This is a genomic window from Chryseobacterium sp. HNCC26DJ238, assembly GCF_057180465.1.
Map to the genome: position 1 here is coordinate 158,023 of NZ_JBXUGI010000010.1, position 11,835 is coordinate 169,857.

An 11,835-nucleotide genomic window follows, 5' to 3' on the forward strand; every position below is an offset into this window, starting at 1 on the left:
CAATTTTTGTTGATTAAGATCAGATAGAGTGCCTATCCATATACTTTATAAAATTATTGTTTTGAAAGCCTGACTTCATGACTAACTTTTTCTGAATTTCTCTTTCCATAAAAACTTACCAAGATCCAGCACTTTACGTAAAGGTTCGTTATCCATCAGTTCAAATCCTGTATCAATGGTTTTTTCAATAAAAATATCTGTTTTTTCAAATGCAGGTGAAGTATCTTTTTTCCAGAATTCGATAGCAGAGACAAGGTGAATCCAAAGCGCATCTTCTCTCGCTTTTTCATGAAAATTTTTGACGTCATCTTTAGATTTTTTAATCATTTCCCAGTCATTAAAATCCAGTGTTTTAACGTAATCACGGTGAGTTTCTTTCAATTGACGGGTAACTTTAGCGGAATGTAATTTGTCGTTTCCCAGAATCATCAGGACCAAAGATCTGTTCATCGTCAGGTTTTCAAAAAATATGAAATAAACATTCAGGAGTTTTTCTTTGGTCGTCACTTCATCAGAATGATTAACCTCTGAGGCTAACTCTACGGATTTTACAAAAAGGTTGACCAGCATCATTTTTTCGATTTGCTCAAATCCTGAAAAATAATCGTAAAAATCTTTCTCCTCAAACTCATTATCTTTGGCAAACCGGTAAATGTTCTTAGGCCTTTCTCCATGATTGAGAATGTAATCACCATATAATTCAAATATCTTATCCTCTGTAATTCTATTTTCTTTTTCCATTTTTAAATTTTATCTATTCAAAATTAGTAATATATTTTACTTTTATTTAATAATAGGTATTTCATTTTACAATAAGGGTCATTAATATTTTCAATCGTACAGTTTTATAAATCATTAATTCATCTTTAACAGTTCTGAATGCTGATTTTTTAAACTGCAAATCTGTAGACCCGTTTGTATTAAAGTATTTGATTATCAGTGAATAAGCGAATGTAAAGGATCCTTCCATTCTGCTTAAAGTTTTAAATAGATAAAGTATGGTTTAAAATAAATACGTAATTTAGATTTAATGGATTGACAGAAAATCAGATTTCCATAAGACGGCAATGCTGACGGCAAGGTAGTTGTAGTAACTTATGAAGTTTTAAAAATAACAAATATGAATTCAAATTTAGATCACGAAGTAAGGGTTGAAAATGATGTTTTGGACATTTTTCAGTCAGATATAGTAGAAGGTTTGAAAAGCAGGCCGAAAAAACTGTTATCAAAATATTTTTATGATAAAACAGGCGATAAACTGTTTCAGCAGATTATGAATATGCCTGAATATTATCTAACCAACTGTGAACTGGATATTTTTAAAAACCAAACAAAGGAACTTGCGGAAAATATTCATTCTGATGAAACACCTTTTGATCTGATAGAGTTAGGTGCAGGTGATGCGATGAAATCATCCTATCTTTTAAAATATCTTGTTGACAAAAATGTAGAGTTTACCTATATGCCTATTGATATTTCAGGAAATATTCTCTCGGTACTCAATGAGAGACTGAGTAATGAGATAACTGATCTGGATATTGTATCTCTAGAAGGAGACTATTTCGATATGCTTGACAAAGCAACTTCAATTTCAAAAAGAAGAAAAGTAGTTCTTTTTTTAGGTGGAAACATAGGAAATATGGATCCTGCTGAGTCCCGTCATTTCTGTAAAGAACTGTCCCGTAAACTTAGTAAAGATGATATCATCCTTATAGGATTTGATCTTAAAAAAAACCCGGCTACCATATTGAATGCATATAATGATGCTGCAGGTATTACCGCTTCATTTAACTTAAATCTTCTTCTCAGGATCAACCGGGAATTGGAAGCGGATTTTGATGTTATGGAATTTGAACATTATCAAACCTATGATCCCGTGTCCGGAGCGTGCAGGAGTTTTCTTGTAAGCCTCGCAGAACAGGATGTACATATCGGAAGTGATATTATCCATTTTAATGAACATGAATTCATTGATATGGAAATCTCTCAGAAATTTTCTCACGATGATATTATTGAGCTTGCCGAGGATACAGGTTTTGATATTCATCATGAAATAATGGATTCTAAAAGATGGTTTGTAGATTCTGTCTGGAAGGTTAAATAACTAATAACAACTAAAATGAAAACAAATTGGGTAACAAAAGGTGAATCAGGGGTGGTCACAGGATGGGAAAAGAGATTTTCTGAGATCCGTTCTCATTCTGTGGAAATCTGCAGACCTCTGCAGATCGAAGATTATGTCGTGCAGCCGATCATTGATGTAAGTCCGCCAAAGTGGCATTTGGGACATACAACATGGTTTTTTGAAACATTTATTCTAATTCCTTTTTTTCCGGACTATAAAATTTTTGACGTTCAGTATAATTTTGTTTTTAACAGCTATTACGAAACAATCGGTACGCGCGTCATCCGGACAGACAGAGGGAATCTCAGCCGTCCTTCCGTTGCCGATGTCTATAAGTACCGTGATTATGTAGATGAGCATATAAGATTGTTTCTTGAAAGCACACTGATGACTCAAGAAACAGAATCACTTGTAGAATTGGGGCTCAATCATGAACAGCAACATCAGGAGTTACTGTTAACAGATATTAAATATATTTTAGGTCATAATCCACTTTTTCCTGCTTACCTGAATGAGGAGTATATCCAGAAAAAATCATCATCTCACCATTTTGAAATGATTCCATTTTCAGAAGGTATTTATGAAATCGGTTTCAAAGGTGAGGGATTCAGTTTCGACAATGAGCATGGCAGGCATAAAGTATTTATAAATGATTTTTCTATTGCAGGCCGTTTGGTTACCAATAGGGAATATCTGGAATTTATGAAAGCCGGCGGATACGAAGATTTCCGTTACTGGCACGCTGAAGGATGGGACTGGGTAAAGCAGAACAGTGCAAAATCTCCTTTATACTGGCATGAAATTGAAGGAAACTGGATGAATTATTCTTTAAATGGTCTGCATGAACTTGATCCTGAGGATGAGGTTTGCCATATCAGCTTCTATGAAGCTGCCGCTTTTGCCTCATGGAAAGGGATGCGTCTCCCTACAGAAGAAGAATGGGAAATTGCATCTGATCATTTTAACTGGGGAAACCGTTGGGAATGGACCAATTCGGCCTATCTTCCTTATCCCGGATTTAAAAAAGAAGCAGGTGCTGTAGGAGAATACAACGGAAAATTCATGGTTAACCAAATGGTTCTGCGCGGAGCCTCAGAAGCAACGCCTTCAGGGCACAGCAGAAAGACCTACCGTAATTTTTTCCAGACTGCTTTGAAATGGCAGTTTACCGGAATCAGACTTGCACAGTAAATTTTATGATTACAGTAGAATCCGTTTCAAAATATTTCAATGGAAAACCTGCTGTGGACGATATTTCTTTTCAGGCACATGATCAGGAAATTCTGGTGCTTCTGGGAACCAGCGGTTGTGGAAAAACAACCACATTGAAAATGATCAACCGTCTTATAAAAGCCGACAGCGGAAAGATTTTGATCGATGGTAAAAATATTCGTGAACAGAAAGTTGAAAAGCTGAGGATGGGAATCGGTTTTGTTATGCAGCAGTCAGGGCTCTTTCCTCATTATACCGTCAGACAGAACATTGCAGTAGTTCCTGAATTATTGAAATGGGATGAAAAAATGATCAGACAGAGAACTGAAGAACTTCTTCACAAGCTTCATCTATCACAGGAACTTCTTTCCCGTTTTCCGCATGAATTAAGCGGGGGACAGCAGCAGAGAGTAGGGATTGCAAGGGCATTGATTGCGAATTCACCCATTTTACTGATGGATGAGCCCTTCGGAGCGCTTGATAATATTACCAAAGCTGATATCCACAAAGAATTCAAATCAATTGAAGAAATTAAAAATAAAACGATTATCCTCGTTACCCACGATGTACAGGAGGCATTTGAGCTCGGAAACCGGATCTGCCTGATGCATCAGGGGAAAATCATTCAGAACGGAACTCCTGATGAAATACTTTATCATCCGATTAATGAATTTGTAAGAGATTTTTTTGCAGAAAACCGGTTATTACTTGAATACAAGATTGCTCCTTTAAAAAAGGTTGCTTCAACGTTTCATATTGAACATAAATTGAATGCTTTTAATTTTAGCGACACCGCAACAGTTTGGGATGCTTTACAAAAATTAAGCTTACAGCGGGAGCATGCTTTGCTCTACGAAGATCTTATCAGGGACTTTAATGAATACCGAAAACTACAGATTGAATGACTAAACAAAATCTCTGGCAGTTTGTCATCGAACAGCATGAAAAATTATTGACCCAGGTTGTACAGCATCTCGGACTGACCTTTCTTTCCCTTTTTCTCGCTATTGCCATAGGAGTTCCTTTGGGAATTCTGATTGCAAGGAAGAAAAGACTTTCAGCTCCTGTTTTAGGCGTTGCCGGGATTTTACAGACAATTCCCAGTATTGCACTTCTCGGTTTTATGATTCCTGCATTTGGGATTGGTGCTACACCGGCAATCGTTGCATTATTGATCTATGCCCTTTTACCGATCATCCGGAATACCTATACTGGAATAACCGGCGTTAATCCGGCAACCGTAGAAGCTGCAGAAGCGATGGGAATGAATAAGAATCAGCTTCTTTTTAAAGTTAAGCTTCCGTTATCAATGCCTGTGATTATTGCAGGTGTAAGAACTGCAGCAGTGATCAATGTAGGAGTGGCTACATTAGCCTCTTTTGTAGCAGCAGGAGGATTGGGAGAATTTATTTTTGGCGGGATTTCTCTCAACAATACCAATATGATCCTGGCAGGTGCCATACCAGCAGCTTTATTGGCTATTCTCCTGGATCAGACGATTGCAGTCTTTCAGAAAAACGGATATCAGATCTATAAAAAAATAAAATATATCGTTCCTGTTATTTTGTTTTTTGTTGCATTTGCCTATTTTTTTTCTTCCATTTCACACAATAATCTAAAGGCGGGTTTCACACCCGAATTTATGGGAAGACAGGACGGTGATCTCGGATTGCGATCTGTTTATCAACTGAATATAAAACCTAAAGTCGTCAATGATGCAGTAATGTATAAAGCAGCTTATGAAGGTGATCTTGATCTCATCAGCGGATATTCTACAGATGGCAGGATCAAAGCATTTGATCTGTATGTTCTCAACGATGATAAAAAAATATTTCCCCCATACTTTGCTGCACCCATTGTAAAATCAGAGACGCTCATGAAGTTCCCGGAATTAGAAGAGACTCTGAATTTAATAGCCAGAAAATTCACCGATTCCCTGATGACTGATCTGAATTATCAATCGGATTATCTTAACCGTACTCCGGAGAAAATAGCAAAGGATTTTTTAGTAAAAAACAAATTATACAGAAATCCACGAAATGGAAATTCAGGAACAGTACGCATCGGATCCAAAATATTCGGAGAGCAGTATATCCTTACAGAAATCTATAAAATGCTCATCGAAGGCTATACCGATTATAAAGTGGAAACCAAAACGGGATTGGGAGGAACAAAAATTTGTTTTGATGCACTCATGAACGATGCCATCGATTTTTATCCTGAATATACAGGAACGGGTCTTCTGGTATTGCTGCAACCTTCTGAAGATACGATCAAAACGGTTTCTAAAAGTCCTGAAAAAACGTACAGTTATGTGAATGCTCAGTTTTTAAAACAATATGGTATTCAATGGCTGAAACCCCTCGGTTTTAATAATTCTTACGCTTTGATGATGCGAAGAAAACAGGCTGATGAGCTGTCGATAAAGACGATATCAGATCTTAAAAAATACATGGATTCCAGATAAATAATAAAATTGATTGTCAGACACTTAATATTTCCAATAAACTGTTGGATTATTATATTAACCTGAGTTCGGAATAAAAAATTTTTTAAATAATTGATTTTCAAAATAATGTTATTTTATCGCAAAGAAAAACAAAGAAATTCTACTTTTGAAACGCTTTCAAGTTAAACAATGCCACTTCGTTTATCAAAGCTATACAAGGATTTTGTATTACCTTGATAAATTTCACGCCTTTGTCTATCCTAAATATTTGAAAAATCACGTGATTAATATCGTTGTTTAGCTTTGCGTTTTATAGAGCCTTCCCGAACTGAGGTTATATTACTATCGAAACGGATTTGCAAAACCAATTTGTTAACATTAAAAAACACGATTGCTTTTTAAAAAGCTGTACTTTTAATGCATGAAAAAGAAAAAAAAGAAGGTAACAAAAGAACAGCTGGATGAGCTTAAGGATTTAAGACATCATCTGACTCCGCAGTTGCCGGTTGACCGTAAAATCAACACCCTGATTCAGGTTATGCAGGTCCTGAGAACCATTAACGGAACAAGTACTTTTTCTAGCAATGTCTCGACCGAATTTACAGGTCTTGAAGTTTTTGGAGAAAGATATCAGAATTTTCCAAAAATAACCTCTGTGATTGATGATGCGATCCTGTATTATGATGAACAGCTAAAGTCTGTCTAGTTAAAAAATTTGTACAGGGATCATTATATTTTCTTAGGCTTTTCGAAGAAAAGATTTTATCCCAAACAGGGATTGCGATTCCTTATAGAAGTATATATAAAAGAAAAGAGATTTACCAGACCGGCAAATCTCTTTCTTTTAATTATTGATGAGATGTGAATTCACTGTTGACCTTCGTCACCTCTGATCTCTTGATGTTAATTCATTAATCCCGATCTTTATCGGAAACAAAATAATCGTCTGCATTTTCAGCGATGGGAATATACAGTCTTTCCCAGGCTTTACTTCTTACCATATTCCAGCTGTGTCCTTTCCCTTTAAGGTCTTCTGCCAAAAGTATGGTTCCCGGCTTAATGATAAAAGTAGAACCATCGGTCACTTTGAATCTGATGTTTCCTTTCAGCGTGATCACATATTGTCTTCTCGGAGCCGGATGTGCATTCTTTTCCCATTCTTCAGTCTTGTTACTCATCCAGAATGTGGTGGTGTTCAGATGTTTCAGGGTAGGGATTCTGCCTTTTTCAAAAGTACAGGAACCATCAGGATTATTCAGGAGTCTTACTGCAGGAATATATTCCTTTGATTCTTCCTTATTGATCTTAATGCTGAGGTTTTTGTTTTCCGTTTCCTGTGCATTCATTCCCAATGAACCTAATGCCATGATCAGGCACACACCTTTAATGAAATTTTTCATTTTAAATATAATTTTTTAATTGTAAACAGTATCGTATACCAGCATTTTTTCGAATGACGGTTTGTATTTTTTTACAAGAGCCAGATGCTCAGGAAGTTTTCCGTATGCTTCCAGTTCTTTGAGGCTGTCGAATTCCATTGTGCAGTTAAAGCTGTAGGTGCTGTCCAAAACACTTCTCGGACTTGAGCCTGCAGGTTTTCCATAGCGGAGATTTTTTTGATACGGAAGTTTTTTAAGACCTTCAAAGAAATTTGTAAAGTCGTTGACTTCGTCTGCTGAAAGATCTTTTCTGAGCCAGAAGAGTAAATTGTGAGCGTACACTTTTTTATTTTTTTTTGGATTAAACAGGGGTAGAACTGATGCAAACATATTTCCCGAAACCAGCAGCAAAGCTGAAGCCTGCACTGTCCGGAATAAAAATTTTCTTCTTTCCATTGTATAGAGATTTAATTAAAGTCAATTCTGTATTTTAAAACAAACTGCCACTGCCGGTCAGAAACAACGGCATTATTACTGGGATCTCCTGTAAAAACAGGCCTGTTCTGTGCATCGAAGGTCAGCCTGGAAGACATCCCGTTCATAAGCAGGGAAATTCCTGCATCATAAATGACCGCATTGTCGTGTAGACCTTTCAGATCAGACAGCTGCATGCCGACAGCAGGCTGAAGCTGCAGGTTTTTCTTTTCTTTATTCAGGTAGGGAAGTGTGCCTCCCAACTGAATATAGTAGGTATTCCCCGTTCCGATAACCGGCATTGCATTTCCCGCTCCGTTTAAACTTGCCTGTGCAGCATCCACAGAAGTAGCGGGATTATTGGTACCGACATACCGTACATAGTTGGGCCCGTAATCATTATGCATTGCCATACCGTAAGCACTTACCGATGTGCCTTTCTCCTTATTAAGGGGAGCATCATAAAATAAATCCACGGCAAAACTTTTCATATCATCATTGACGGTATTTTTGTTGATGTCCTGATGCCACATGATATTGTGGATATAATCGAAACCGGCTCCCACACTAAGGACATTCTTTTTTCCTGCATACGTTCCTGAATTAAAGGGTGTAGAAATGTTTTCTTTATCCAGAAACGCGTATCTGAAGTATCCTGAAAAATCTTTATTTGGAGAATTTTTGCTGAAAGAAGCTACATTGAATTTAGGATCAGAAGTAGACATGGTATAGGGGTCAGCGACAACCAGGCGATAGTCAAATTTGCCTAACTGTCCTTTAATATAAGCCCCTAATTCTCTGACGGTATAATCTGTTGCACCGGCATTGGAGGTTGCATAAGCCGGTAAATCATAAAGAAGGGTGTTTAACGGCCCTGTGGTAAATCTTGATAAGCCTCTCCATGTGGAACGTCCTGCTCCGAAAGCAATCTTATCATTGAATGCATATTCTGCATACGCATCAAGCAGATCAAAATAATTACTGCCTTTTGCATTCACATTGACATTCGTTGTTCCGCCCTGCAAAACAAACAGTAGTTTTTCAGTCGGCTTATAAGTCATTTTCACACGTACCCTGCGAAGTGATAAATCCGAAACATCTGATTTTGCTTCATTATTGATCAGACTTCCGGGGTTTAACTGAGCATATCTTGCCCATAATTCAGCATATCCGCTGAAAGAAATGGAACGGGTATGGTCATCATTAAGATAATGGGTAAGCCCCGGATTATTAAAGTCATTCTTTTTCTGAGCCTTCACGTTCGATTGCAATCCTAACATTGACACTAAAACGAGTACTGCCTTAAAAGATTTTTTGTTCATAATATTGTTCTTTTCCTAATTCTGTATGTTGATTTCAACAGGACAAAATTAGTTTTGAAAAGTCGGGAACATCGTTAGAAAACTATTAGAAAATCTATAGAAATTCATTAAAAGAATAAATCGGTAACTTAGAAATAAAAATATGCAATACCTTTGTAAAGGCTTTGAGAACGAGTGAAAATTATTTTTCAATGGTCTCCAATACAGTTAATTTTACTTCATATTTAAATATTCAGTCTGTATGAAAATATTGATCATAGAAGATAATCAGCGCGTCTCCGGTTTGTTAAAAAGGGGATTGGAAAGTCAGGGATACCAGATCTATATCTCGGAAGATGCCGAGGATGGGCTGGTAATGGCTGACCGAATAAATTTTGACCTGATTATCACAGATATTATGCTCCCTCAGATGAATGGCATTGACTTTAGCCGACTGGTAAAGCAGAAAAATCCTGACCTTCCGATTATCATGCTGACCGCTTTGGGAACTATTGATGAGAAGATTGAAGGTTTTGATGCCGGTGCAGATGACTATATGGTTAAGCCTTTTGAGATCAGGGAACTGTATGCTAGGATAAAAGCCGTCATCATGAGAAAATCAATTTCATCCTCAAAAAAAGAAGAATCCAACCTGTTAGAATATGATGATCTGAGTATTAATAAACACACTAACCGGGTATTCAGGAATGGTCAGGAAATAAATCTCACTCCAAAGGAATTTAAGCTTCTTGTTTTTCTGGTTAGCAATGCAGAAAGAATTTTAAGCAGAGAAGAGATCGCAGAAGATGTGTGGGGAAACCATTTTGATACCGGAACCAACTATATTGACGTCTATATTGCGTATCTCAGAAAAAAAATTGATAGAAATTTTAATGAAAAACTGATTCATACGAAACCCGGAACAGGATTTATCTTTACAAAACGATCATGAAAATTGCCACCCGAACTGCACTCAGCTATGCTGTCCTTACGGCAGGCATCCTCTTTATTTTTGCTTATGTACTGTATTATGTATCTGAGAAAAACAGGGAAGACGAATTCAATGACCGACTAGGCTACAAAATTACCTGGAGATCAGAGTTTATATTTGATGCAAAGATCGACAGTACAAAAATAAAAGAACTCCATTTACGCAATAAAAAGATACTTAACGAAGCTGATATCAGTGTTTATAATGATAAAAAAGAACTTCTTTTTACTGATATTCCTCCATCCTCCAAAAATCAGAGATACCTCGATCAGCTGATTAAAAGCGGTAAAAGCAGGATTACCTGGCTGAGAAGAGAAAGGCAGTATATGGCGATCAAATATGAATTTGATGATATCGATTACTATATTATCGGAAGTGCGGTAGATATAACAGGCAGAGCTCACATTGCTGAATTTAAAAAAGACATTATTGTCATTTATATTATTTCTATTGTAATTATCTTTATAATTGGCTTTCTTTTTTCCTATTATACCCTGAAACCTCTCAAGGATATCATTCTGCAGATCCGGGATATTTCTGAACATAACCTGCATAAAAGACTTGTTATACCCAAAGCAAAGGATGAAATTTACGAACTGACGGAGACTTTTAATTCGACCTTTAACCGCCTGGAAAAATCATTCAGCAACCACAGGCAGTTCGTGACTACCATATCTCATGAATTCAGGACTCCTCTTTCTACATTAATTGCCGAACTTGAGCTGGCAAAGGACCTTAATGTAACGGTGGATGATTATAAACTGTCCATTGATAATGCACTGCAGGATGCCAATCATGCGTCACAGCTGTCATCTGCACTGCTGGATTTTGCAAGGGCAAGCTATGATGTATCCCAGATCAGCCTGGCAGATCTTCGTCTAGATGAGGTATTGGCAGATGCAAAAGTATCACTGATACAGCAGAATCCGGCATATAAAATAGGGATTCACTACATGGATAATGCAGCAGACAAAGATGAGAGTAATTATGATTTTCACGGAAATTCCTACCTGCTGCAGATTGCTTTTCTCAACCTGATGGAAAACGCCTGCAAATATTCTGAAGAACGGAGCTGCCGCGTAGAAATAGAGGTGCAGAATAAAAATCTGGAAATCAGATTTATAGATTATGGAGTAGGGATTTCACGGGAAGATCAATCAAAGATATTCGAACTGTTTTTTCGGGGGAACAATAAAAAATTCAGTAAAGGAAACGGAATAGGCTTATCGATTGTAAAAAGAATTATTGATATTCATCAGGGCTCTCTGGAAGTTGAATCCGAGCCTTCTCAAGGCAGTGTATTTATCGTTAAATTACCATTGGTTTTGTAGGACTGGAGTGTTTCATCGTTTGATAACTGATTTATTTTTCGGTATTTCTTAAATATTAGATATCATATTATGATGATGAGGAATCCCAGAAATTGATTTTTTCCAGAATGACTTCAAATTTGAAAATTGTATTTAAATTTTCCGGTTTTTAGGGGATATTACACCTCGCAATTTGCAAGGTTATCTTTATCTGATCAAAGTCGGGAGACTCTGCGCAGCGGGAAGATTACAAACTTGCAATTTGCGAGGTTTTGTGTTTATCTGCTCAAAGTGGGGTTTATCATGAAATTGTACAATTAAATTTTCTTAACGCAAAGTTTTATGATGTAACCTGCTAAATTTTAAGGAGCGAAGAATGGCGGCGTAGCCGCTGATGAAGCTTGCTTTATAAGAATCAATTTTATTGATTCCATTTCTTTGCTCCTTTAATGATGTGTCACTTAAATAAACTTTGCGTTTGAAAATAACAGAATCAATTTAAATAGTAAACACCCTCAACTCTCAGCACACAGTTTGTCATCCTATGTTTGCAAATCAATAAATTTAAGGAATAAACAAAGAGAAGTTAGGGTA

The 11,835-nt window shown here is 36.8% G+C and carries 11 protein-coding genes; 7 read left to right on the forward strand and 4 right to left on the reverse strand.

Annotated features, from left to right (window positions below; translation table 11 throughout):
• Positions 1 to 81: 81 nt before the first annotated feature.
• Positions 82 to 741 carry a TetR family transcriptional regulator C-terminal domain-containing protein gene (locus AC2A07_RS11410; RefSeq protein WP_484050507.1) on the reverse strand — a complete coding sequence of 220 codons (660 nt, stop codon included), beginning with the start codon at positions 739 to 741 and terminating at the stop codon, positions 82 to 84.
• 379 nt (positions 742 to 1,120) lie between these two features.
• Between AC2A07_RS11410 and AC2A07_RS11415 the strand changes: the two genes are divergently transcribed.
• The 5 genes from AC2A07_RS11415 to AC2A07_RS11435 all read left to right on the forward strand — a co-directional run bounded on the left by AC2A07_RS11415 (position 1,121) and on the right by AC2A07_RS11435 (position 6,492).
• The gene (locus AC2A07_RS11415) at positions 1,121 to 2,104 is read left to right on the forward strand and encodes an L-histidine N(alpha)-methyltransferase (protein WP_484050508.1); all 984 of its coding nucleotides are present in this window, start codon (positions 1,121 to 1,123) and stop codon (positions 2,102 to 2,104) included.
• A 15-nt stretch (positions 2,105 to 2,119) separates the two neighbouring features.
• Positions 2,120 to 3,316 carry an ergothioneine biosynthesis protein EgtB gene (gene egtB, locus AC2A07_RS11420; protein ID WP_484050509.1) on the forward strand — a complete coding sequence of 399 codons (1,197 nt, stop codon included), beginning with the start codon at positions 2,120 to 2,122 and terminating at the stop codon, positions 3,314 to 3,316.
• Positions 3,317 to 3,321: 5 nt separating this feature from the next.
• Positions 3,322 to 4,242 (forward strand): ABC transporter ATP-binding protein, encoded by a 921-nt coding sequence (locus AC2A07_RS11425; protein WP_484050510.1) that lies wholly within the window; start codon positions 3,322 to 3,324, stop codon positions 4,240 to 4,242.
• Complete coding sequence (locus tag AC2A07_RS11430) at positions 4,239 to 5,804, forward strand: ABC transporter permease/substrate-binding protein (protein ID WP_484050511.1); 1,566 nt, start codon at positions 4,239 to 4,241, stop codon at positions 5,802 to 5,804. Before AC2A07_RS11425 ends, AC2A07_RS11430 begins: the two co-directional genes overlap by 4 nt.
• Before the next feature lie 403 nt (positions 5,805 to 6,207).
• On the forward strand, positions 6,208 to 6,492 hold the full coding sequence (locus AC2A07_RS11435) for a hypothetical protein (protein ID WP_314490272.1): 285 nt from the start codon (positions 6,208 to 6,210) through the stop codon (positions 6,490 to 6,492).
• A gap of 205 nt (positions 6,493 to 6,697) precedes the next feature.
• Here AC2A07_RS11435 and AC2A07_RS11440 read toward each other — a convergent pair whose 3' ends face one another.
• From AC2A07_RS11440 to AC2A07_RS11450, 3 genes are read right to left on the reverse strand one after another with little or no spacing between them, the layout of a single operon-like run.
• A complete protein-coding gene (locus tag AC2A07_RS11440; protein WP_484050512.1) occupies positions 6,698 to 7,186 on the reverse strand; it encodes a cupin domain-containing protein in 489 nt (162 codons plus the stop codon).
• A gap of 15 nt (positions 7,187 to 7,201) precedes the next feature.
• On the reverse strand, positions 7,202 to 7,621 hold the full coding sequence (locus tag AC2A07_RS11445; RefSeq protein WP_484050513.1) for a Dabb family protein: 420 nt from the start codon (positions 7,619 to 7,621) through the stop codon (positions 7,202 to 7,204).
• An 11-nt stretch (positions 7,622 to 7,632) separates the two neighbouring features.
• Positions 7,633 to 8,961 carry a hypothetical protein gene (locus AC2A07_RS11450; RefSeq protein WP_484050514.1) on the reverse strand — a complete coding sequence of 443 codons (1,329 nt, stop codon included), beginning with the start codon at positions 8,959 to 8,961 and terminating at the stop codon, positions 7,633 to 7,635.
• Between the two features lie 241 nt (positions 8,962 to 9,202).
• Between AC2A07_RS11450 and AC2A07_RS11455 the strand changes: the two genes are divergently transcribed.
• Positions 9,203 to 9,892: a response regulator transcription factor gene (locus tag AC2A07_RS11455; protein WP_484050515.1), complete on the forward strand. Its 690-nt coding sequence runs from the start codon at positions 9,203 to 9,205 to the stop codon at positions 9,890 to 9,892.
• Positions 9,889 to 11,262: a HAMP domain-containing sensor histidine kinase gene (locus AC2A07_RS11460; RefSeq protein WP_484050516.1), complete on the forward strand. Its 1,374-nt coding sequence runs from the start codon at positions 9,889 to 9,891 to the stop codon at positions 11,260 to 11,262. Before AC2A07_RS11455 ends, AC2A07_RS11460 begins: the two co-directional genes overlap by 4 nt.
• Positions 11,263 to 11,835: the final 573 nt, after the last annotated feature.

Excerpts from the sequence above, each read along its gene's own strand:
- AC2A07_RS11435 (WP_314490272.1), top strand. The coding sequence starts at position 6,208 with ATGAAAAAGAAAAAAAAGAAGGTAACAAAAGAACAGCTGGATGAGCTT.
- AC2A07_RS11415 (WP_484050508.1), top strand. The coding sequence starts at position 1,121 with ATGAATTCAAATTTAGATCACGAAGTAAGGGTTGAAAATGATGTTTTG.
- AC2A07_RS11430 (WP_484050511.1), top strand. The coding sequence starts at position 4,239 with ATGACTAAACAAAATCTCTGGCAGTTTGTCATCGAACAGCATGAAAAA.
- AC2A07_RS11460 (WP_484050516.1), top strand. The coding sequence starts at position 9,889 with ATGAAAATTGCCACCCGAACTGCACTCAGCTATGCTGTCCTTACGGCA.
- AC2A07_RS11455 (WP_484050515.1), top strand. The coding sequence starts at position 9,203 with ATGAAAATATTGATCATAGAAGATAATCAGCGCGTCTCCGGTTTGTTA.
- AC2A07_RS11440 (WP_484050512.1), bottom strand. The coding sequence starts at position 7,186 with ATGAAAAATTTCATTAAAGGTGTGTGCCTGATCATGGCATTAGGTTCA.
- AC2A07_RS11445 (WP_484050513.1), bottom strand. The coding sequence starts at position 7,621 with ATGGAAAGAAGAAAATTTTTATTCCGGACAGTGCAGGCTTCAGCTTTG.
- egtB (WP_484050509.1), top strand. The coding sequence starts at position 2,120 with ATGAAAACAAATTGGGTAACAAAAGGTGAATCAGGGGTGGTCACAGGA.
- AC2A07_RS11410 (WP_484050507.1), bottom strand. The coding sequence starts at position 741 with ATGGAAAAAGAAAATAGAATTACAGAGGATAAGATATTTGAATTATAT.
- AC2A07_RS11425 (WP_484050510.1), top strand. The coding sequence starts at position 3,322 with ATGATTACAGTAGAATCCGTTTCAAAATATTTCAATGGAAAACCTGCT.
- AC2A07_RS11450 (WP_484050514.1), bottom strand. The coding sequence starts at position 8,961 with ATGAACAAAAAATCTTTTAAGGCAGTACTCGTTTTAGTGTCAATGTTA.